We start from the raw sequence: 22,936 nt of genomic DNA on the forward strand, positions 1-22,936 counted from the left end.
CTCCTTTTTTTTATTCTTTCATTGAATCCAGTCATTTAAGCCCCATATACTGCTTTATAAGTTAAAGCGGAAGAGAGAAAAATATGAACTTGGAACGTTCCGAGCGTATAGAAATCCCCGTACTACCTCTACGTGATGTAGTGGTTTACCCACATATGGTTATTCCACTATTTGTTGGTCGTGAAAAATCGATTTCTTGCCTAGAATCGGCAATGGAAGCCAACAAACAAGTATTGCTAGTTGCGCAGAAACAGGCTGATACCGATGAGCCTTCAATTGACGACCTATTTGATGTAGGTACTGTTGCCACCATTCTTCAGCTACTCAAGCTACCAGATGGTACAGTTAAAGTACTGGTTGAAGGTCAGCAGCGTGCAAAAATTCACCAGTTTAGAGAGAGTGAATTTTTCCTTGCAGACGCAGAATATGTAGTCACCTCTGAACTTGATGAAAAAGAACAAGAAGTTGTTGTACGCAGTGCGATCAATCAATTTGAAGGCTTTATCAAGCTGAATAAGAAGATCCCACCAGAAGTACTGACATCTTTAAATGGCATCGATGAAGCAGCACGCTTAGCCGATACCATTGCGGCTCATATGCCTCTGAAACTTGTCGATAAGCAGCATGTCTTAGAAATTTTAGATGTTACTGAACGTTTAGAATTCTTAATGGGGCAGATGGAGTCAGAAATTGACATCCTACAAGTTGAAAAGCGTATCCGTGGTCGCGTTAAGAAACAAATGGAAAAATCCCAACGTGAGTACTATCTGAATGAGCAAATGAAAGCTATTCAGAAAGAACTTGGCGATATGGATGATGCTCCAGATGAATTCGAAGCTTTGAAAAAGAAAATCGAAGATTCAAAGATGCCTCAGGAAGCTCGTGAAAAAACAGAGCAAGAGCTGCAAAAACTTAAGATGATGTCACCTATGTCTGCTGAAGCAACAGTAGTGCGTAGTTACATTGATTGGATGGTTGGCGTGCCTTGGGCAAAACGCTCAAAAGTTAAGAAAAACTTAGCTAAAGCTGAAGAAGTCTTGAACGAAGACCACTACGGTTTAGAGCGAGTTAAAGAACGTATTCTTGAGTACTTGGCGGTTCAAAACCGAATTAACAAGTTAAAAGGTCCGATTCTTTGTCTTGTAGGGCCTCCTGGTGTAGGTAAAACCTCTCTAGGTCGCTCTATCGCAGCAGCTACCGGTCGTAAGTACACTCGTATGGCTTTGGGTGGCGTTCGTGATGAAGCTGAAATTCGTGGTCACCGTCGTACTTACATTGGCTCTCTTCCAGGTAAATTAATCCAGAAGATGTCTAAAGTTGGCGTAAAAAATCCACTATTCCTATTAGATGAAATCGATAAGATGTCATCTGATATGCGTGGCGACCCATCTTCAGCCCTTCTAGAAGTGCTTGATCCAGAGCAGAACAATGCGTTTAACGATCACTACTTAGAAGTCGATTACGATCTGTCTGATGTAATGTTTGTCGCAACCTCTAACTCGATGGATATTCCAGGCCCTTTACTTGATCGTATGGAAGTTATTCGTTTGTCTGGTTATACAGAAGATGAAAAGCTGAATATTGCTAAAAGCCACTTGCTTGATAAACAAGTACAGCGTAATGGTTTGAAGCCGAATGAGATCACTATTGAAGACTCAGCGATTATTGGCATTATTCGTTACTATACTCGTGAAGCTGGTGTGCGTAGTTTAGAGCGTGAAATCTCTAAGATTTGTCGTAAAGCGGTTAAGAATATTCTTCTCGATAGCAGCCTCAAGTCTGTGACTGTTAATATGGATAACCTAAAAGAGTACTTAGGTGTTCAACGTCATGATTTCGGTAAAGCTGATGAAAGTAACCGCATTGGTCAAGTAACTGGTTTAGCTTGGACTCAAGTTGGCGGTGATCTGCTTACAATTGAAACGGAGTCAATGCCGGGTAAAGGTAAGCTAACACAAACAGGTTCGCTTGGTGATGTGATGAAAGAGTCAATCCAAGCTGCAATGACAGTTGTTCGTTCACGTGCCGAGAAATTGGGTATTAACACTGACTTCTATGAGAAACGTGACATCCACGTGCACGTACCAGAAGGTGCGACACCAAAAGATGGTCCGAGTGCTGGTATTGCAATGTGTACGGCATTAGTTTCTAGCCTAACAGGCAACCCTGTGAAAGCTGAAGTGGGTATGACGGGTGAAATTACTTTACGTGGTGAAGTTTTACCTATCGGTGGCTTGAAAGAAAAGCTGTTAGCGGCACACCGCGGTGGTATCAAAACAGTACTTATTCCAAAAGATAATGAGCGTGATCTAGAAGAAATTCCAGATAACGTGATTGCCGATCTTAAGGTTATCCCGGTTCAGTGGATTGATGAAGTATTGAAAGTTGCGTTAGAGCGAGACCCTTCAGGTGTTGAGTTTGACGCTAAAAAATAGTGATGCGTAGCAAAAATAAGTAAAGAATTACGCTGATAGACCCGAAAAGGCTTGTCAGCGTTTTTTTTGGACGCTAAGTTATTCGACTAAAGCTTCAAGCCCTTTTGTCACAAGGCTTGCAGCTACTTTAAAACCAAAATGGATCGAAACGTCGTCTATAAAAATATTCAAAGATGACACAAAGGGGAAACACAGTGAATAAAACACAATTAGTAGAATCAATCGCAGAAAACGCAGATATCTCAAAAGCTTCAGCTGGTCGCGCTCTAGATGCATTCATTGAAGCGGTTGGTACAACGCTACAATCAGGTGATCAAGTTGCACTTGTTGGTTTTGGTACATTCAGCGTGCGTACTCGTGCCGCTCGCACAGGTCGTAACCCTAAGACTGGTGAAGAAATCCAAATCGCAGAAGCTAAAGTACCTGGTTTCAAAGCAGGTAAAGCTCTTAAAGACGCATGTAACCAATAACTATCCTTTGGGTAGTCGTTACTGGCACAATCTGAGCGACTTGAAACATGCTGTTTCATCTTTCAAGTCGTGTTTGTGTTAAGCGGACTGAACTTATTTAATTTATGCGCATCCTACTGATGCGCATTTCTTTTTCTGATACTATCGCGTGAATAGATTATTTATTTTGAAGCATCGGCTTCTTTCCCGGAGAGCAGTTAAATTATGATGGATCGATTACGCGAAGGCGTGAACAGCATCGCGGTTAAAATTATCCTTGTCTTGATTATCCTTTCATTTGTTTTTGCTGGTGTCGGCAGTTACATCACAGGTGGTGGCAATAATGCAGCCGCGAAAGTAGGTAATACAGAAATTGGCCGTGGTGAGTTTGAGCAAGCTTACCAAAACGAACGTAACCGCATGCAATCACAGCTTGGCGATTACTTTTCTCAAATGTTGGCAGACCCTGCTTATGTAGAGTCTTTCCGTAAATCAGTCCTTGATCGAATGATCAATGACGTATTATTAGAGCAGCAAGCTGAAGCTCTAGGTTTACGTATTAGTGATTCACAAATTCGTACTTTGATCCTTGAGATGCCTCAGTTCCAAACTGCGGGTCAATTTGATCAAGAAATCTACCAATCGTCACTTCGCCGTGCAGGTTTCAGTGCTGAAAGCTTTGCTGAATACATGCGCCGCGATTTAATGCGTAATCAACTAGTGACAGCGCTACAAGGTAGTGAGTTTGTACTTCAAGGTGAAATTGATGTTCAGAGCAAACTGATTGCTCAGACTCGTGATGTACGCACCGTTACATTGAATGTTAGCGATATCGCAGCTGGAATCACACTGTCTGATGAAGAGATTCAACAGTACTACCAAGACAACTCTGCAGACTACACTCGCCCAGAGCAGGTTCAGGTAGCATATATTGAACTTTCGGCTGAACAGTTAAAAGAAACTATCAAAATCTCTGATGAGCAGGTACAACAATACTACGATGAGCACTTAGATAAGTACTCAACGGAAGAGCAACGTAAAGTGAGTCATATCCTAGTTCAAGGCGATGACGAAGCAAAAGCACAAGCTATTCTTGATGAATTAAATGCTGGTGCTGATTTTGCTACTTTGGCTGAAGAAAAGTCTGATGACTTCGGTAGTTCAGATGTTGGCGGTGATCTTGGTTGGATTGAGCGCGAAGTAATGGATCCTGCATTTGAAGAAGCAGCTTTTGCCCTTCAGACTGTTGGCGATAAAACGGGTTTAGTTAAATCTGAATTCGGCTACCACATTATTAAACTTGATGATGTTAAAGCTTCACAAGCTCAACCTTTGGCAGATGTTGCTGCGGAGATTAAGTTAGAGATTGTTGACCAAGAGGCGGTAGACCAGTTCTATGAGAAGCAAACTGAGCTTGAAAAAGTAGCGTTTGAATTCCCTGATTCTTTAATTGATTCAGCTGAAGCGATTAATGCAAAGGTTAAAACTACAGATTTTATTTCTCATATAGATGCGCCTGAGCTATTAAAAGCACCTGCGATTATTCAAGCAATTCTAAGCCCTGAAGTAAAAGAAGACGGGCTAAACTCTGAAGTTATCGAAGTTGCACCAGAGCATATTATTGTTGTTCGTGTTGAAGACTCTCGTGATGAAATGGTACTGCCATTAGAAGAAGTGAAAGACCAAGTCGTTGCCGCACTTTCTACTGTTAAAGCAGAACAACAAGCTATCGAGCTGGGTGTTTCTCTAGTCAATGAACTTGGGCAAGGTAATGAAGCTATTCTGGCTGAAAACAACCTTGAGTTCACTGAACTAGAAACAATTGACCGTAATTCGCCACTTGCTTCTTCAGTGTTTGCTTTAGCTAAGCCTATCGATGGTCAAGCTGTATTTGGCCAATCTAAAGACCTAGAAGGTAATATTGTAGTTGTTGAACTTTCTAATGTGACAGCTGATATCAATCCTGTTTACAGTCCTCAAATTGGTGCTCAACTTGAGCGAGTTGGAAATCAACAAGATTTGTCTAATGTGTTGAGCGTTTTACGCAGTAATGCTGACGTTGAATACTATGTTGTGAGCCAATAGGCTATTCATCTGAAAATGATATGTAACACACAACGGGTCACTTAGGTGACCCGTTTTAATTTTCCAGAAAGTAAATTCTTTATATCCTAGTTACTCTTTATCTTAGCGTTTTAAGAAGGAGTAACTCATGTCTATCTTCAAATCAGCTTTATCTAAGTCCCTATCAGTGATTCTACCGGCTCTGCTATTTATGAGCTTTGCCAATGCATCTAGCCCTACGAAAGATGAGCTTTACGAAGGTATAGAAATAACGGTTAACGTAAATACAGCCTCAGCGGAAGAATTAGCCGTGATGCTTGTTGGTGTAGGTGCTAAGAAAGCAGGAGAGATTGTAAAATATAGAGAAGCTCATGGTGACTTCGCTTCTATCCAGGAGTTAGAAAATGTGAAAGGGATCGGACAAGCTACGATTGAGAAGAATGTCGAACGAATCTTACTGCACTAGCTTTACGATTTGGAAAAATAAAAAAAACCGCCTTATTGGGCGGTTTTTTATTTATTGAGCATTGGCTATAAAGGCTAGTCTCAGAGCATCTAGAGCATCTAGAGCATCTAGAGCATCTAGAGCATCAACAGCTACTCATATAAAGAGCGGTAACTCTAAAGAACCATAGCGGCTAACCAACCGAATGCTATCAATGGTAAATTGTAGTGTAAGAAAGTCGGTACAACCGTTTCCCATACATGTTCGTGTTGACCATCTGCATTTAGACCTGAGGTAGGACCTAATGTAGAGTCTGAAGCTGGAGAACCAGCATCACCAAGAGCTGCCGCGGTACCTACAAGCGCAATTGTTGCCATAGGTGAGAAACCGAAAGCGGCTGCAAGTGGTACATAAATAGTTGCTAGAATTGGAATTGTTGAGAATGAAGAACCAATCCCCATTGTCACTAAAAGACCAACGATTAGCATGAATAGTGCTGCAAGTGGTTTGTTGTCACCAATACTTGTTGAAAGAGCTTCTACTAAGGATTCAACACCACCAGTTTGTTTCATCACTGCAGCGAAACCAGCGGCTGCGATCATGATGAAGCCGATCATTGCCATCATGTGAACACCTTTGGTGAATACATCTTGAGTTTCTTTCCAAGCAATAACACCACCAAATGTGAACACCATAAAACCAGCTAAGGCACCGATAATCATCGACCCTGTTGATAGCTGAACGGTCAATGCAGCGACAATACCAATTGCTGCTACTATGATGTGTTTTTTATTGATGGTTTTAGTCTCAGTAGACACAACAGTGTGAGATGTTTCTTTGTATTGGCGTGGTTTACGGTAAGTAAAGAAAACCGCAGTTAGTAAACCGAAAATCATCCCAACTGCTGGCAATAACATTGCCATAGGAACTTGGCTAGCGACAACATTTTCTAGACCATTGTCATGTAGGTTCTTCAGTAGAATGTTATTCAGGAAGATACCACCGAAACCAATGGGTAGAACCATATATGGTGTAATTAAACCGAAAGTAAGCACACAAGCGACAAGTCTACGGTCTAGGTTAAGCTTTGCAAATACGCCAAGTAGAGGTGGAATTAAGATTGGGATAAAGGCGATATGTACAGGGATAATATTTTGAGACGACATGGTTACTAGAATTAAAGACGCTAGGATGCCATATTTTAAACCAGTAGATGCCGTAGCATTTTCTTTACCATGGATGCGTTTAATTACATTTTGAGCAAGTAAGTCGGTAATGCCAGATCTTGAAATAGCGACAGCAAAGGTACCTAACATCGCATAACTTAAAGCAATGGTAGCGCCGCCGCCAAGTCCACTTTCGAATGCAGATACCGCATCGTTAAGGCTCATGCCTGAAACAATACCGCCAATGATGGCACTGAACGTAAGCGCCACCACTACATTTACACGCATCAATGCTAAAACAAGCATGATGCACACAGAAATTACAACTGGGTTCATATTATTCTCGGAATGTTGTGTTTATTTATTTTTATTAATTGATACTTACTCATCTTCTGTAATAAGTGGCCAGCCGCCAAGAGCTTTCCATTTATTTACAATGCCGCAAAAAAGTTCAGCGGTTTTTTGAGTATCATATAAAGCGGAGTGCGCTTCTTTATTGTCAAAATCCATCCCTGCAGTTTTACATGCTTTAGCCAAAACGGTTTGACCATAAGCAAGTCCACTAAGAGCAGCAGTATCAAAAGTAGCAAAAGGGTGGAAAGGGACGCGTTTAAGCTTACAACGTTCACTTGCAGCATTCACAAAGTTAAGGTCGAATGTTGCATTGTGTGCAACCATGATCGCACGGCTACAGTCAGAAGCTTTTTGTTCTTTTCTCACAAGCTTGTAGATTTCTTTTAAAGCTTCACCTTCAGGAATCGCTCCGCGGAGTGGGCTGAACGGATCTTTAATACCGTTAAAATCGAGCGCTTCTTGTTCTAAGTTGGCACCTTCAAAAGGTTCAATATGAAAATGAATAGTGGATGCAGGTTGTAAGTCACCATTCTCATCCATCTTTAATGTGATAGCACAAATCTCCAATAACGCATCGGTTTTCGCATTGAATCCTGCGGTTTCTACGTCGATAACTACTGGGAAATAGCCACGGAAGCGTTTTTTAAGGGTCAGAGCTTCATTTTCTACAGTCATGTTAGCCAAAATTAGTGTGATAGGGGCTGCATTATTGCAGATAATAGCAGTGATAAAAACTAAAGAAATTTAATAATTAACAAAAGACACACTTTGAGGTGGCTAGGTTTTTGCATGGTATTATCTTTAGAAATAGGCGGCAATTGGCTGCATTGTTAAACGATTTGCTTAAGAGATATTCTATCTTATGAATACAAGACTCATCATAGGTTCAATCTTACTGTCGCTGATGTCTTCGTCCGCCGTCGCTATGCAAGATAAGCGGTACGGAGCGACACCTCAGCAGTCAACGTGGGAGATGGTGGCGAATACACCACTAGAATGTCGTTTAGTTCACCCAATTCCAAATTTTGGTGATGCGGAGTTTTCCTCTCGTGCGAGCAAAAAAGTTATTTTGGACTTTGAGCTTAAAATGCGTCGACCAATGGGGGCAACCCGAAATGTAAGTTTGATTTCTATGCCTCCGCCGTGGAGACCTGGAGAAAGTGCCGATCGTATGACGACCATTAAATTCTTCCAACAGTTTGATGGCTATGTCGGAGGTCAAACAGCTTGGGGGATGCTAAGTGAGCTAGAAAAGGGTCGCTACCCTACATTTAGTTATCAAGAATGGCAGAGCCGAGACCAGCGAATTGAAGTCACTCTGTCATCTGTCCTATTCCAATCAAAATACAATGTGTTTAGTGACTGTATTGCGAATTTATTACCTTATAGTTTTGAAGATATTTCTTTTACCATTCTTCACTACGATAGAAATAGTGACCAGTTGAATAAGTCATCACGTAAGCGTTTAGGGCAGATAGCGGAATACATTCGTTACAATCAAGATATTGATCTTGTTCTAGTTGCCACTTATACAGACTCAATTGACAGTAAAGGTATCAGCCAAAACTTATCTGAGAGACGAGCAGAATCTTTAAGAGATTACTTTAAATCTTTAGGCTTGGCAGAGGATAGAATTAAAGTTCAAGGTTATGGTAAGCGCCGACCAATTGCTGATAACAGCTCTCCTATTGGTAAAGATAAAAACCGTCGTGTTGTAATTTCACTTGGAAGGACTCAAATTTAGAGGTTAGCGAATTAAGTGGATTTAGCTAAATAGATTGAGTTGAAAGAACGCTATTTTAATAGATTTATGTTTTTACCAAAAGCCAGTTATCAGACTGGCTTTTTTTGAATTGCATTTTTAGTTTAAGCGGAATTTAGCAATGATTTCGCAGTTCGTTGCGGTATCTATTTTTTCTACCATCGAAGCTATCTTCGGGTTTGGGTGGCGCTTCATGAAATCAATTAAGGCTTTTTTACAGCACCCTATCGAATCAATAAAACTAGAGCATTGAGTGTGAGGGCACTGAGGGATTAAGGTCAATACCTTTTCAGACGCAAGCTGTAGATATTTGAGTTCATATTCGGCTTCTCCTGCCCAGCGCCAGAACTGAGCAAGATTGTGACACGAAACAACCGATATTATTAATCGTTCATCAGCTTCTATGTCAGTTCGCTCTGTGATTCTTTCACTCAGCGTTAGAGCTTGTTGGTAGTGAAGAATACTTCGTACAGGGTCGTCGAGTTGCAACGCGGTATCGGCAAGTAACGTGTGTTTTTCCCATTCGCTTATCATTGTTAACTCTCACTCTATAAATCTGGCTAACAATCTAAACGATAATTATTATCAAGTAAAGTTTAGTGATGATGAACGGCAATTCTTCTTATTTATTGGAAGGTAGATTATGAAAAAGATATAAAAAAACGAGCAAAGAGCTCGTTTTTAGAATGGTTATTGGCAGTTTTCTAGCCTTCTAAGCCAGCGCTTGCTTGTTTACTTTGAATCAATTCGATCATGTAACCATCAGGGTCTTTGACAAATGCAATCTCAGTGCTGCCACCTTTTACAGGACCTGGTTCGCGAGTAACGTTACCACCTGCTGCTTTAATTGCGTCACATGTTGAATAGATATCGTCTACGCCGATAGCAATATGACCGAATGCAGAACCGTGTTCATATTCAGTGGTGCCCCAGTTATAAGTTAACTCAATCACAGCCCCTTGTGACTCATCTCCGTAGCCTAAAAAAACCAGCGTATATTCATATTCTGCGTTTTCATTTTTACGTAATAAGTCCATACCCATCACGTCAGTATAGAACTCGATAGATTTATCTAAATCACCGACACGTAGCATAGTGTGAAGAATTCGACCATTTGACATAATTAGCTCCTAGCTCCTAGCTCAAGTATTTATAATTCGTTAAATTTCGGTTTTTTCTTTGAATTCACATAAGTCTTCAATCATGCAACTACCACAGCGTGGTTTACGCGCCACACATGTATAACGCCCATGAAGTATTAGCCAGTGGTGCACATCCAGTTTGAATTCTTTGGGTATCACTTTTAATAGCTTTTGTTCTACATCATCAACCGTTTTACCCATTGCTAGCTTAGTGCGGTTTGATACACGATAGATATGGGTATCTACAGCTATCGTAGGCCATCCGAAAGCGGTATTTAGCACGACGTTTGCCGTTTTTCGACCAACACCGGGTAGCGCTTCTAACGCAGCACGATCTTCAGGGACTTCACCATTATGTAGATCGAGCAGCATGCGGCATGTTTTGATTGTGTTCTCAGCTTTGGAGTTAAATAACCCAATTGTCTTGATGTATTCTTTCAACCCATCCACACCTAAATCGAAAATTCCTTGAGGGGTATTCGCGATGGGGTATAGCTTATCAGTTGCTTTATTAACGCTCACATCAGTAGCTTGCGCCGATAGAAGTACCGCAATTAAAAGCTCAAAAGGAGAATTCCAATTTAACTCAGTTTGTGGCTTTGGATTGTCGTCTCTAAGACGCGTTAAAATCTCAACTCGTTTTACATTATTCATGGCGACATTACTTTCAGTTGTTGTGTAGATTACGCGCTTTAATAGCGTCTATTTAATCTTATTTTTTATATCTATTATTAAATCTTAACTAGGACGTTGCCGGCTTAATAGTAACGTCCTAGTTATTCTAGTTACGCATTGGTTACTCTAGCTCGTTCAATTGCAGGCTTTTCTTGTTTTGGCTGTTTAGATTTTGCTTGATGATCGATTATGTTTTTTAGTGCAATTAAGAACCCGACACCTATAAAAGCGCCTGGTGGTAGGAGTGCCAATAAGAAGCTATTGTCGAACTGAAATATTTCAATTCTTAGTGATGCAGCCCAATCACCGAGTAATAAATCTGCGCCATCAAACAAAGTTCCGTTACCTAGCACTTCTCTCATAGCACCAAGCACTACAAGTACAGCCGTCATACCTAAACCCATCCAAAAGCCATCCTGCGCTGCAGGTAAAACGTCATTTTTGGAAGCAAAGGCTTCAGCTCGACCAATGATGATACAGTTCGTCACAATCAAAGGAATGAAGATACCAAGTGATAGGTACAGCCCATAAGCGTAGGCATTCATTAATAACTGAACGCAGGTAACTAAAGAGGCAATAATCATAACGAAAACAGGAATTCGAACTTCTTTGGGAACGTGATTACGGACAAGAGAGACGACAACGTTTGATCCTACGAGAACGAGTAGAGTCGCAATCCCTAGACCTAAAGCATTTGTCACTGTTGAAGAAACGGCAAGTAATGGACAAAGCCCAAGAAGTTGCACAAGGGCAGGGTTATTTGCCCACATTCCATTTTTGATTAGTGTTTTATGATCACTCATTATTACCACCACAATTGAAAGGTTGTGAGTAAAGTGTTTCTTTATTCGTGTTTACATAAACTACAGCCTTTTTGACTGCTTTTACAACCGCTCTAGGCGTAATGGTTGCGCCCGTAAATTGGTCAAAATCACCGCCATCTTTTCGAACTGCCCAGCGGGATACATTACTTTCCGTGACTTGTTTACCTTTAAAAGATGTTATCCAGTCAGTGACTCGTAAATCAATTTTATCACCTAGGCCGGGAGTTTCTTTATGAGAAAGTACACGCGTGCCTAAAATTGTTCCATCTTGTTCAATACCAACAATGAGTTTTATTTCACCGTTATAGCCATCTGGCGCAATTGCTTCTATCGCGATGGCACTTGGTTGATCATTTAGTGTCGCTATATAGGCTGGCATAGATTGCTCAGTGCCTAGTTCAGGTGTGTTCAACAATATACAAGATGAAAAAAGCTCATTGTCATGTAGGTTATGTGGAACAACTTGGTTTAATACAGATAATAGTTGGGCTTGTTCTTGTTGCTTGATTGTGTCTTTCGTTAAGTAATGGGTGACAGCGACCAAACCCGTAGAAGCACAGGCAAAAATCGCAAGTGTTAGCCCATTTTTTCTGATGGCATTTAACATTGTGATGCTCCCTTAGTGTCCGTAAGTTCTTGGTTTTGTGTAGTAGTCAATAAGAGGTACACACATGTTAGCCAGTAAAACAGCAAAGGCGACACCATCAGGGAAGCCACCCCAACTACGAATGATAAAGACTAAACCGCCGATCAGAGCACCAAAGATTAACCGACCTTTCACAGTGGTTGAAGCAGACACCGGATCAGTAGCAATAAAGAATGCACCGAGCATTGTAGCGCCGGAAAGGAGGTGAATTATTGGTGATGCTGTTTCACCAGGTGTAAAAATGGAAAAAACTAAGCTAAACAAAACAAGGCTGGATAAAAACGCTACTGGAATGTGCCATTGAATTACTCGCTGCTTAATAAGAATGAGACCTCCAAGAAGGTAGGCGACATTAACCCACTCCCAACCTAACCCAGCTAACCAACTAAATTGAGGTTGGTTTAATGCCTCAGAAGGGGTGTTTCCGGCAAGTAATGAGGTTTTGAAAGCATCCAGTGGGGTTGCCATTGTTGTGCCATCAATTCCTAAGCGTGCTTGCTGTAAAGAAAGCCCTTCGTTATTAAACCCGGTAAAAATCATAAGTGCAGAATCAATAAAGCTAGTAGATTCAGCAGTTAAAGATATAGGTGCATTCCAACTCGTCATTTGAACTGGGAAAGATATTAAAAGGACAACATAAGCGACCATGGCTGGGTTAAATGGGTTTTGCCCGATTCCACCATACAAATGTTTAGCAATCACTATGGCGAAAAATACGCCAATAACAAGTAGCCACCAAGGGGAATGGGGGGGAATTGCTATGCTAATTAACCACCCAGTGACTATGGCGCTGTAATCTCTTAAAGCCATAATTGGAGGGCGCTTTCTTAGCAGCATGATTACTGCTTCAAAGGTAACCGCGAGCGTTAAAGCAAAACAAAGTTGTATGAGAGTGCCCCAACCGAAGAAATAGGTTTGAGCGAGCAGGCCCGGCGCTGCACATAAGGCTACCCACTTCATTAGGTCAGGAGTGCTTCGGCGGCTATGAGCGTGTGGTGAGCTAGCAATAAAAAAAGCCATTACTCTGTTTCCTCGTTATTCTTTTTGTCTTTTGCTATTTGTGCTTTTTTGGCTTTAGCACGAGCAATCGCGGCAGCAACTGCTGCTTTTTTAGGATCAACCTTAGTTTCAGTTTCTTGTTCAGGTGCGTCCGAAACTACTGTGCTTGTCGTTGATTCTTCATTATTCGCTCCAGCTTGCTGAGCCTTTTTAGCTTTTGCGCGAGCGATTGCAGCAGCAATCGCAGCTTTTTTCGGATCAATTTTGCTTTCAGTTTCCTGCTCAGGCGCATCTGAAACTACTGTGCTTGTCGTTGATTCTTCATTTTTTTCTCCAGCTTGCTGCGCCTTTTTAGCTTTGGCGCGAGCAATCGCAGCGGCAACCGCAGCTTTTTTCGTATCAACTTTGGTTTCAGTTTCTTGTTCAGGCGTTTCCGATATTGCCGAGCTTGTCGCGGATTCTTCATTATTCGCTTCAGCTTGTTGCGCCTTTTTAGCTTTGGCGCGAGCAATTGCAGCAGCAACCGCAGCTTTTTTAGGATCAATTTTGGTTTCAGTTTCCTGCTCAGATGCTTCCGAAGCTATTGAGCTTGTCGCTGACTCTTCATTATTCGCTTCAGCTTGCTGCGCCTTTTTAGCTTTGGCGCGAGCAATCGCAGCGGCAACCGCAGCTTTTTTCGTGTCAACTTTGGTTTCAGTTTCTTGTTCAGGCGTTTCCGAAATTGCCGAGCTTGTCGCGGATTCTTCATTATTCGCTTCAGCTTGCTGTGCTTTTTTAGCTTTGGCGCGAGCTATCGCGGCAGCAACAGCAGATTTTTTAGGGTCAACTTTGGTTTCAGTTTCCTGATCAGGTGCTTCAGAAGCTATTGAGCTTGTCGATGACTCTTCATCATTCGCTTCAGCTTGCTGGGCTTTTTTAGCTTTGGCACGAGCAATTGCAGCAGCAACCGCGGACTTTTTCGTATCAGCAGTTTCATCAGGTGATTTTGAATCCATAGCCGAATCTTTATTACTTGCTTCAGCCTGTTGCGCTTTTTTCGCTTTAGCCCGAGCAATAGCTTCTGCGACTGCAGATTGCTTATCTGAGGCGTTATTAGCTGGCGCAGTACTATTTTTCTCAGAGCTATTTTGCTCGCTAGATTCTGAGTCTAATTTTGCTTTACGCTCTCTAGCTTGTTTTTTCCTTTCCTCACGTAATTTTGCCATCTCTGAATTATCAGGTTGATCGCTATTGTTACTCTGAGCTTCTGCTTGTTTTGCTTTAGCTCTTGCGATAGCGGCAGCAACAGCGGGCTTCACAGCTGGTTTATCCGAGTCAGTATTAGACTTTTGCGCTTTAACACGAGCGATGGCCGCAGCAATTGCATCATCGCCATCAGAGGTTTTTAAATCTTTACGGCGATTATCAGCCGCTTTCTTAAATCGATTCTCGCGCTCTGCTTTATCACGCTCCATACGAGCATTTTTTTCTTCAAAACGAACTTTGGCTCGCTCAGCAGATGCAGCTTCATCTTTACGATTTTTTATCTCAGCTTTCGCTTGTCTGTAATATTGAACGAGTGGTATTTCACTTGGGCAAACATAGGCACAAGCACCACACTCAATACAATCTTTAAGGTTAAGCTCTTCACATTTATCATACTCATTCGCTTTTGCATGCCACTGTAATTGTTGAGGCAGTAAAGAAGCAGGACAAGCTTCAGCACATTGACCACATCGAATACATTCCATCTCATATTGATTTGGAGAAATTTCTTTGCGAGTCGGTGCAAGAATACAGTTAGAGGTTTTGGTGATAGGTACACTTGAACTTGGCAGAGTGAAGCCCATCATAGGACCCCCTAGAATTAGCCTTGGAAGCTTTTTATCTGCCTTATAATCGAACTCTTCGAGCAACTCATGTACCGGAGTGCCTAGCAGAGCCCAAACGTTACGAGGTTGCTTGAAAGTTTTCCCCGTTAATGTTACGACACGGTTGATTACGGGCTCTCCATCGATAACCGCTTTCTTTATCGAAAATAATGAGCTGACATTTTGAACTAATACGCCAATGTCGGCAGGGATGCCGCCAGCAGGAACTTCTTTATTAGTGAGTATTTTTATTAGCTGTTTTTCGCCGCCCGAGGGGTACTTTGTCGGGATTACTCGGATAACAATATCTTTATTGATTGCAGCTGCTTCTAAAGCTTGGATAGCTTTGGGTTTGTTATCTTCAATACCAATAACAGTTAACTTTGGCTTAAGAATGTGCTCAACAATTTCGATACCTTGTAATATCTCTTCAGCATGTTCTTGTAGAAGTTTGTCATCAGAAGTGATGTAAGGTTCACATTCTGCAGCATTTACAATCAGTATCTCTGTGCGACCTAGACCAGATTGAATTTTCTTGGCTGTAGGGAAGCCTGCCCCTCCCATCCCTGAGATACCGGCTTCACGAATAGTGTCTAGCAGTTGGTCAGATGTTTTAGAGATGAAATCATCTACTGGCTTCTTATCACACCAAACATCTAATCCATCAGGCTTAATAATGACACTGAGTTCAGTTAACCCTGAAGGGTGAGCTGTGACTCTTGGTTCTATAGCAATAACTTGGCCGGATGTCGGTGCGTGTACCGGTAAAGTAAACCCACTATCAAGGCTTGTAAGCGGCTGACCTTTTTTGACAGTATCGCCAGCTGCAACTAATAAATTTCCAGCTTTACCAATATGTTGTTTAACTGGTAGCACTATTTCAGAGGGGATGCGTGCGTGTACTAACTCCGTGCTATTAGACTGAGTTTTATTTTCTGCAGGGTGAACCCCACCAGGGAAGCTCCAAAGAGAGCCAGTACGAATTTGTTCAATAAGAGAAATCATACCAATCCTTTTATGCTTTTTTATCTGATGAAGAGGCATCAGTGAATTGGTGAGTGATGTCTATAACAGGGATGGAGTTCATCTGCCATTTCCAGTTTTCAGTCGTGGTTGCGACTGGAATCATTTCAATACAATCGGTTGGACATGGGGCAACACATAAGTCGCACCCCGTACACTCATCTTTAATGACGGTATGCAGTGCTTTCGTTCCGCCCACGATTGCGTCTACTGGGCATGCTTGGATGCATTTTGTGCAACCAATGCACATGTCTTCGTGTATGTAGGCAACCGTTTTTACTTTGTTGTCGAGGTCGTGCGCTGAATCCTCGACTTCAACCCCCATGAGATCTGCCAATTTTTCTATCGTAGCTTGGCCGCCTGGAGGGCATTTGTTGATGTTATCGCCATTTGCGATGGCTTCGGCATAAGGGCGACAACCTGGGTAACCACATTGCCCACATTGTGTTTGTGGCAGGATAGAGTCAATTTGATCCACAACGGGATCAGCTTCGACTTTGAAACGAATAGAAGCGAAACCTAATATCGCGCCAAATACAGTAGCCAAAGCTACAAGAGCAATAATTGCAATTAGGATGGTACTCATTCTTATTTCACCAACCCTGTGAAGCCCATAAATGCTAGAGACATAAGACCTGCAGTGATCATAGCAATGGAGGCGCCTTTGAATGGCATAGGGACATCAGCAGCAGCTATACGCTCTCGCATTGAAGCGAAGAGAATTAAAACTAATGAAAAGCCTGCCGCAGCGCCGAAGCCATAAATAATCGACTGAATAAAATTATGGTTCTCATTGATGTTGAGAAGTGCAACACCTAAAACGGCACAGTTTGTAGTGATCAGGGGCAGGAAAATACCAAGTAAACGGTAAAGAGTAGGGCTGGTTTTGTGCACAACCATTTCCGTGAATTGTACGACAACTGCAATCACTAAAATAAAACTCATCGTGCGCAGATATTCAATGCCTAATGGTGCAAGGATATAGGTCTCAACAAGGTATGCAGAAACTGATGCCAGTGTAAGTACAAAAGTTGTAGCTAGCCCCATACCAATAGCAGTTTCCAGTTTTTTGGAAACCCCCATAAATGGACATAGGCCTAAGAATTTAACTAGTACAAAGTTATTGACCAGCACTGTGCCAACCAACAACAAAAGATATTCGGTCATAATGGATTTATTTTTGAGATTCCGATCTTAATATTATCCTGCTTTGTCACACTAATAACAACCAAGGATCGATAAGGTTTTATGCGCAAGATGAAAAAAAGACCAACAATTAAGTGAGTATTTAAGGAATAAAGGCAAAGTGATGGAAGTTGTTATGCGAGTTGTTTTCTTTAAATCGATTTTTCAGTGCAAATGATACTTAGTTGGGTTCCATTTGCTCGTCGCTAATAATTAGAAACGAAAAAGCCCAATCCTAAGATTGGGCTTTTTCTAAATTTGGCTCCCCTTGCAAGACTTGAACTTGCGACATACGGATTAACAGTCCGCCGTTCTACCAACTGAACTAAAGGGGAATTGCTCTAAAGCGAGGCGCATATTAAAGATTCTCCGAAATCATGTCAATAAAAAAAACAGGAAAAATAGCAGTGAAATTTCTTTACTTTTTGACAGCCCTTATTTGATTTGGCTTAGCTCTACTTATCCACTAAATTTGTGGATAACTGTGTGAGTTAAACTTGAATATATTTATTAGGGAATAATTGAATTGGGGGTTCTGGTTTTAAGTTGTTAATTTTAAACGCTTTGTTGGTTTTTGCTAATGGGTATAACTTATTTCGAATAGCTAGGATGTGAGCGTTATAGACGATAATACGGATATTTTGGGGAAAACTAGTGGATGAAAAGGTAAGCGTATTTCTAACATGAGTTTTATGCGGTCACGAATAATATCAATCTTTTAGAAATAAATCTATGATTAACACCACGAGTTAAAGTGATTATTGTTAGATAAAGGTTGCAACAAACTATCGGCTAGAGCGACAATAACCTGAATATAAACACAGTATGGAAAGGTGAACATGAGTAAACTTTTTGACCTAGTATCAGATTATAGCCCTTCAGGCGATCAACCTACTGCCATTGCAAGGTTATTAGATGGATTAGATTCAGGGCTTGCTCATCAGACATTACTCGGTGTAACCGGGTCTGGTAAAACATTCACTTTAGCGAATGTTGTTTCTCAAGCGCAAAGACCAGCCATTTTTCTTGCGCCTAATAAAACACTAGCCGCTCAGTTGTATGGAGAAATGAAGTCTTTCTTTCCTAACAACGCGGTTGAATATTTCGTTTCCTACTATGACTATTATCAGCCTGAAGCTTATGTCCCGACAACCGACACTTTTATAGAAAAAGATTCCTCTGTTAATGCTCATATTGAGCAAATGAGGTTATCAGCGACCAAAGCCTTACTTGAACGTAAAGATGCCATTATCGTTGCGTCAGTGTCTGCTATTTATGGCTTGGGTGATCCCGAATCTTACCTAAAAATGATGCTGCACGTTTGCCGTGGTGATGTGCTTGATCAAAGGGACATCATCAGAAGGTTGGCTGAGTTGCAATACAAGCGTAATGATGTTGCATTTGAGCGTGGTCAATTTCGAGTTCGCGGTGAAGTGATTGATGTTTTTCCGGCTGAGTCTGAGCAAGATGCTGTTCGTATCGAAATGTTTGATGACGAGATTGATTGCATCAGTATTTTTGACCCGTTAACGGGTGCGGTCAAGCAGAGAGATTTACCTCGTTACACAATCTATCCTAAAACTCACTATGTGACACCACGTGAAAAAATTCTTGAAGCAATAGAACAAATTAAAGACGACTTACGCGACAGACAAACGTATTTAAAAGACAACAATAAGCTGCTTGAAGAACAACGTATTACCCAACGTACACAGTTTGATATTGAGATGATGAATGAGCTTGGTTTTTGTTCAGGAATTGAAAACTACTCTCGTTACTTGAGTGGTAGAAATGAGGGGGAGGCTCCTCCTACACTATTCGATTACCTTCCGGCTGATGGCTTACTGATTATTGATGAATCACATGTCACAGTACCTCAAATTGGCGCTATGTATAAAGGTGATCGCTCTCGAAAAGAAACGCTAGTGGAGTTCGGCTTTCGCTTACCTTCGGCACTTGATAACCGCCCTATGAAGTTTGAAGAATTTGAATCCATCGCCCCTCAAACCATTTTCGTTTCTGCCACTCCTGGTAATTATGAAATTGAGAAGTCTGATGGAGAAATTGCAGACCAAGTAGTTCGACCTACAGGGTTGCTTGACCCGGAAATTGAAGTTCGCCCCGTGGCAACACAAGTCGATGACCTATTGTCTGAAATCCGAATTCGTGCAGCTAAAGATGAAAGAGTATTAGTGACCACCTTGACTAAACGTATGTCGGAAGATTTAACAGAATATCTGACGGAACATGGCGTTAAAGTGAGATACCTCCACTCTGATATTGATACGATAGAACGAGTCGAAATTATACGAGATTTAAGGTTAGGTGAGTTTGATGTGCTAGTGGGTATTAACTTACTTCGCGAAGGCTTGGATATGCCTGAAGTGTCGCTAGTCGCAATTTTAGATGCAGATAAGGAAGGCTTCTTACGTTCGGAAAGATCGCTTATTCAAACGATAGGTCGTGCTGCGCGTAACTTGCAAGGTAAAGCGATTCTGTATGGTGATAAAATCACTAAGTCGATGAAAAAAGCGATAGATGAGACGGATCGACGTCGAATTAAGCAGCAAGCTTATAATGAAGAGCAAGGCATTCAACCACAAGCTCTTAAGCGTAATATCAAAGATATTATGGAATTGGGCGATATGACCAAATCACGAGAGCAACGTGAATCTAAGCAAGTACCACTATCAAAAGTGGCAGAGCCTTCTCAAACTTATCAAGTATTTACGCCTCAGCAATTGGATAAGGAAATTGGTAAGTTGGAAGCGGCAATGTATAAGCATGCTCAAGATTTAGAGTTTGAATTAGCAGCGCAAAAGCGTGATGAAATTGAGCAGCTAAGAAAGCAATTTATCGTAAATAGCTAATATACGGGATTGTGATGAATTACAGTCCTATTTCTCAAGCTCTCTAAACCCTAGGTGTGCCTATTTCATAAGCCAGTAATTTACGATTACTGGCTTTATGTATTACTGGGCTGATTTATTGTGAAAGAACTATTTAGTTTCAATATATAGAATTACTTATTTGCATAATGCAAATCGGAATGCGACTATTATCTTAGTGCAATCAAAAATGGCTAGGATATGCAATCAAACTCTTTAGATAACAAATCGAAGTATTTGTTAATGGTCGAGGATACGGCTTCTGTTGCCGCGTTATATCGCTCTTACCTGACCCCTCTTGAAATCGATATCAATATTGTAGGTACAGGTCGAGATGCTATCGAAAGCCTTACTCATCGGATTCCAGATCTCATTTTACTGGACCTTCGCCTGCCAGATATGACTGGTATGGATGTACTTTTTGCTGTGAAACAAAAGTACCCTGAAGTGCCGGTTATCTTTATGACTGCTCACGGGTCAATCGATACTGCGGTTGAAGCGATGCGCCATGGCTCGCAAGACTTTTTAATAAAACCTTGTGAGGCAGACCGCCTACGTATCACGGTCAATAATGCCATTCGTAAAGCGACAAAATTAAAAAATAGTGCAGAACACCCAGGAAGTCAGAACTACCAGGGTTTTATTGGCAGTAGCCAAACGATGCAGCAGGTGTATAGAACCATAGACTCAGCAGCCACTAGTAAAGCAAGTATCTTTATCACAGGAGAAAGTGGTACAGGTAAAGAGGTATGTGCTGAAGCTATTCATGCAGCCAGTAAGCGAGGTGATAAGCCTTTTATTGCAATTAACTGTGCGGCAATCCCTAAAGATCTCATTGAAAGTGAACTGTTTGGTCACGTCAAAGGTGCATTTACTGGGGCAGCAACCGATAGGCAAGGTGCTGCTGAATTAGCTGATGGAGGCACACTATTTCTAGATGAACTCTGTGAAATGGATCTTGAGCTTCAAACTAAGCTTTTACGGTTTATACAAACAGGAACCTTTCAAAAAGTAGGTTCTTCAAAAATGAAGAGCGTTGATGTTCGATTTGTATGTGCAACGAATAGAGACCCGTGGAAAGAAGTTCAAGAAGGGCGCTTTAGAGAAGATTTATATTACCGACTTTATGTGATTCCTTTGCATCTACCGCCCTTGAGAGAAAGAGGGGAGGATGTTATTGAGATTGCCTATTCTTTATTGGGTTATATGTCTAATGAAGAGGGTAAAGCGTTCGTACGTTTCTCACCTGAAGTATTAGACCGCTTTAATCAGTATGAGTGGCCTGGAAATGTTCGCCAACTTCAAAATGTACTTCGAAATGTTGTGGTGTTGAATAACGGTAAAGAGATTGCAATTAATATGCTTCCACCTCCGCTGAATCAACCTATTGAAAACAGTATCCGCTTGAAAGAAAAGCAGAATGAAGACATTACGGTAAAAGATATTTTTCCATTATGGATAACTGAAAAGACTGCAATTGAACAAGCAATTAAAGCGTGTGATGGCAATATACCAAGAGCGGCTGGCTTTTTGGATGTTAGCCCTTCAACTATTTATCGAAAGCTACAAGCTTGGAATGCGAAAGAACAAACACAATAAAAATAAGATGAAAGTATGAGCCTACTAAATCAAAATAAAATTAATGAACTGGCAGGGGAAATTGGGGAAGAGAATGTTCCAGTTTTATTGGACATCTTCCTTGGTGAACTTGCGGGCTACAATGAACGGTTATCTTCAGGTCAATTGGAAGACACGAGCCAGTATCTTGCTGAAATCAGTCATGCATTGAAAAGCAGCGCGGCAAGCTTTGGTGCGGATCAATTATGTGAACTTGCAGTGAGTTTTGATTTAAGAGTAAAACAAAAGGTATTACTTACGGATATAGATTCGAGTGAGATGCAAAACCTATTGAACCAAACCTTTATAGAATACCAAAACTTGTTTAAGCCATAGCTTCATAGTTAATTAGTGTTCGTAATTAACTAGTGGCAGTTTGAAGTGATAAAATGGAGCATTTAGCTCCTTTTTTATTTGTGATTCGATGGTGTTTTATAGCTGTGACTCAATGGCTTTTTGCAATTTGACTCTGTCATGACGCCAGTCTCTATTTGGTGAGGCTAGGTCTGTCGTTACGCAGTTCCATAGATCAGCTATTTCAGGGTGGGGCTGTTCACCAAGAATGACATCTATTTTTCTAGCCTGACAAGCTCGTTCGCACCATTCAATTTTCTCTTTTAATGTCATTCGCCCGGCAGGACCAAATTCAGGAGAAAGGTTTTCAACGAAGATTACTTTCGCTTGAGTATTGCCTGCTATCGCTTTTCCAATTTCAGGTAAAAGCAATGGAGGCATAATGCTGGTTAAAAAGCTTCCAGGGCCTAATACAATGCAATCGGCTTCTTCAATAGCAGTGACGGCTTCTGTAGTTGCAGGAACTTCAGGGGAGAGATCAAGGCGACGCAAATTTTCTTCCATATCATCAACATTTGTTTCTCCAGTTACCCAGCGCCCATCGACAGAAAGAGCGGTCAAGTCTGAAGGGTGTTCAGACATTGGAACGATATTTACATCGACCTTCAACATATCGCGAATAAGATCGATAGCATCGAGCGGGCGGACTGAAAGGTTATCTAATGCTGTGAGCATAAGGTTCCCTAAATTGTGCCCGTGTAGTTCACCTTGACCTTTAAATCGATATTCAAACATCATTGAGCTGATCGAAGGGTCGGTAATCAATTGATTAATACAGTTACGAGTATCCCCCCAAGCAATTCCGCCTTGGCAGTCTCGAATTCGACCTGTGGAGCCACCATTATCTGTTGTCGCAACTATGCCAGTCGCGTTTTTACCAAAATCTTTTAGAGCCGCTAAAATTCGACCTAAACCGTGACCACCGCCAATAGCGACAACTTTTTTTGTAGAGTAGAGTTCCATTATTTTTCTTATTAGATTATTACCAACTATATTTAATGGTAAATGCTTATACCAATATACTCAATAAGAGTTATTTTTATGGGTTATCGTGTTTT

Annotated in this window: 20 protein-coding genes and 1 tRNA gene; 8 read left to right on the top strand and 13 right to left on the bottom strand. The window is 41.3% G+C overall.

Translation table 11 applies throughout. The features are described from left to right. Positions 1-83 precede the first annotated feature (83 nt). The 4 genes from lon (at position 84) to OCU78_RS04490 (ending at position 5,414) form a co-directional block, all read left to right on the top strand. The gene (lon, locus tag OCU78_RS04475; protein ID WP_137372363.1) at positions 84-2,435 is read left to right on the top strand and encodes an endopeptidase La; all 2,352 of its coding nucleotides are present in this window, start codon (positions 84-86) and stop codon (positions 2,433-2,435) included. A 173-nt stretch (positions 2,436-2,608) separates the two neighbouring features. Continuing rightward, on the top strand, positions 2,609-2,905 hold the full coding sequence (locus OCU78_RS04480) for an HU family DNA-binding protein (protein WP_218940970.1): 297 nt from the start codon (positions 2,609-2,611) through the stop codon (positions 2,903-2,905). 204 nt (positions 2,906-3,109) lie between these two features. Beyond that, complete coding sequence (gene ppiD, locus OCU78_RS04485; RefSeq protein WP_137372365.1) at positions 3,110-4,969, top strand: peptidylprolyl isomerase; 1,860 nt, start codon at positions 3,110-3,112, stop codon at positions 4,967-4,969. Between the two features lie 127 nt (positions 4,970-5,096). Further along, complete coding sequence (locus OCU78_RS04490; RefSeq protein ID WP_137372366.1) at positions 5,097-5,414, top strand: ComEA family DNA-binding protein; 318 nt, start codon at positions 5,097-5,099, stop codon at positions 5,412-5,414. 155 nt (positions 5,415-5,569) lie between these two features. Here OCU78_RS04490 and OCU78_RS04495 read toward each other — a convergent pair whose 3' ends face one another. Further along, positions 5,570-6,895, bottom strand: coding sequence for a Na+/H+ antiporter family protein (locus OCU78_RS04495; RefSeq protein WP_137372367.1), 1,326 nt, complete (start codon positions 6,893-6,895; stop codon positions 5,570-5,572). A gap of 45 nt (positions 6,896-6,940) precedes the next feature. After that, positions 6,941-7,588, bottom strand: coding sequence for a ribonuclease T (rnt, locus tag OCU78_RS04500; protein WP_137372368.1), 648 nt, complete (start codon positions 7,586-7,588; stop codon positions 6,941-6,943). A 187-nt stretch (positions 7,589-7,775) separates the two neighbouring features. Between rnt and motY the strand changes: the two genes are divergently transcribed. Then, positions 7,776-8,657 (top strand): flagellar protein MotY, encoded by an 882-nt coding sequence (motY, locus tag OCU78_RS04505; protein ID WP_137372369.1) that lies wholly within the window; start codon positions 7,776-7,778, stop codon positions 8,655-8,657. 117 nt (positions 8,658-8,774) lie between these two features. Here motY and OCU78_RS04510 read toward each other — a convergent pair whose 3' ends face one another. From OCU78_RS04510 to OCU78_RS04555, 10 genes are all read right to left on the bottom strand, one after another. Further along, a complete protein-coding gene (locus OCU78_RS04510; RefSeq protein WP_137372370.1) occupies positions 8,775-9,209 on the bottom strand; it encodes a DUF2753 domain-containing protein in 435 nt (144 codons plus the stop codon). A gap of 170 nt (positions 9,210-9,379) precedes the next feature. Beyond that, entirely contained in the window at positions 9,380-9,796 is a 417-nt protein-coding gene (gene gloA / locus OCU78_RS04515) for a lactoylglutathione lyase (protein WP_137372371.1), read from the bottom strand. A 39-nt stretch (positions 9,797-9,835) separates the two neighbouring features. Continuing rightward, positions 9,836-10,471, bottom strand: coding sequence for an endonuclease III (gene nth / locus OCU78_RS04520; RefSeq protein ID WP_137372372.1), 636 nt, complete (start codon positions 10,469-10,471; stop codon positions 9,836-9,838). 131 nt (positions 10,472-10,602) lie between these two features. After that, a complete protein-coding gene (locus tag OCU78_RS04525; protein WP_137372373.1) occupies positions 10,603-11,295 on the bottom strand; it encodes an electron transport complex subunit E in 693 nt (230 codons plus the stop codon). Next, entirely contained in the window at positions 11,288-11,923 is a 636-nt protein-coding gene (gene rsxG, locus OCU78_RS04530) for an electron transport complex subunit RsxG (RefSeq protein ID WP_137372374.1), read from the bottom strand. Before rsxG ends, OCU78_RS04525 begins: the two co-directional genes overlap by 8 nt. Positions 11,924-11,935: 12 nt before the next feature. Continuing rightward, the gene (rsxD, locus tag OCU78_RS04535) at positions 11,936-12,982 is read right to left on the bottom strand and encodes an electron transport complex subunit RsxD (RefSeq protein ID WP_137372375.1); all 1,047 of its coding nucleotides are present in this window, start codon (positions 12,980-12,982) and stop codon (positions 11,936-11,938) included. Beyond that, on the bottom strand, positions 12,982-15,816 hold the full coding sequence (rsxC, locus tag OCU78_RS04540; RefSeq protein ID WP_137372376.1) for an electron transport complex subunit RsxC: 2,835 nt from the start codon (positions 15,814-15,816) through the stop codon (positions 12,982-12,984). The genes rsxD and rsxC overlap by 1 nt, the downstream gene beginning before the upstream one ends. Positions 15,817-15,826: 10 nt before the next feature. Then, the gene (gene rsxB / locus OCU78_RS04545; RefSeq protein ID WP_137372377.1) at positions 15,827-16,420 is read right to left on the bottom strand and encodes an electron transport complex subunit RsxB; all 594 of its coding nucleotides are present in this window, start codon (positions 16,418-16,420) and stop codon (positions 15,827-15,829) included. Between the two features lie 2 nt (positions 16,421-16,422). After that, entirely contained in the window at positions 16,423-17,001 is a 579-nt protein-coding gene (rsxA, locus tag OCU78_RS04550; RefSeq protein WP_137372378.1) for an electron transport complex subunit RsxA, read from the bottom strand. A gap of 277 nt (positions 17,002-17,278) precedes the next feature. After that, positions 17,279-17,354: transfer RNA gene (locus tag OCU78_RS04555), tRNA-Asn, on the bottom strand. 504 nt (positions 17,355-17,858) lie between these two features. Here OCU78_RS04555 and uvrB point away from each other — a divergent pair. The 3 genes from uvrB (at position 17,859) to luxU (ending at position 21,860) form a co-directional block, all read left to right on the top strand. After that, positions 17,859-19,889 carry an excinuclease ABC subunit UvrB gene (gene uvrB, locus OCU78_RS04560; RefSeq protein ID WP_137372379.1) on the top strand — a complete coding sequence of 677 codons (2,031 nt, stop codon included), beginning with the start codon at positions 17,859-17,861 and terminating at the stop codon, positions 19,887-19,889. Between the two features lie 219 nt (positions 19,890-20,108). Further along, a complete protein-coding gene (luxO, locus tag OCU78_RS04565) occupies positions 20,109-21,506 on the top strand; it encodes a quorum-sensing sigma-54 dependent transcriptional regulator LuxO (protein ID WP_137372380.1) in 1,398 nt (465 codons plus the stop codon). A 15-nt stretch (positions 21,507-21,521) separates the two neighbouring features. Further along, on the top strand, positions 21,522-21,860 hold the full coding sequence (gene luxU / locus OCU78_RS04570) for a quorum-sensing phosphorelay protein LuxU (protein WP_137372381.1): 339 nt from the start codon (positions 21,522-21,524) through the stop codon (positions 21,858-21,860). 96 nt (positions 21,861-21,956) lie between these two features. Here the strand turns inward: luxU and OCU78_RS04575 are convergent, their stop codons facing one another. Next, positions 21,957-22,841 carry a YvcK family protein gene (locus OCU78_RS04575; RefSeq protein WP_137372382.1) on the bottom strand — a complete coding sequence of 295 codons (885 nt, stop codon included), beginning with the start codon at positions 22,839-22,841 and terminating at the stop codon, positions 21,957-21,959. Positions 22,842-22,936 lie beyond the last annotated feature (95 nt).

Source organism: Vibrio gallaecicus (genome assembly GCF_024347495.1).
GTDB lineage: Bacteria > Pseudomonadota > Gammaproteobacteria > Enterobacterales > Vibrionaceae > Vibrio > Vibrio gallaecicus.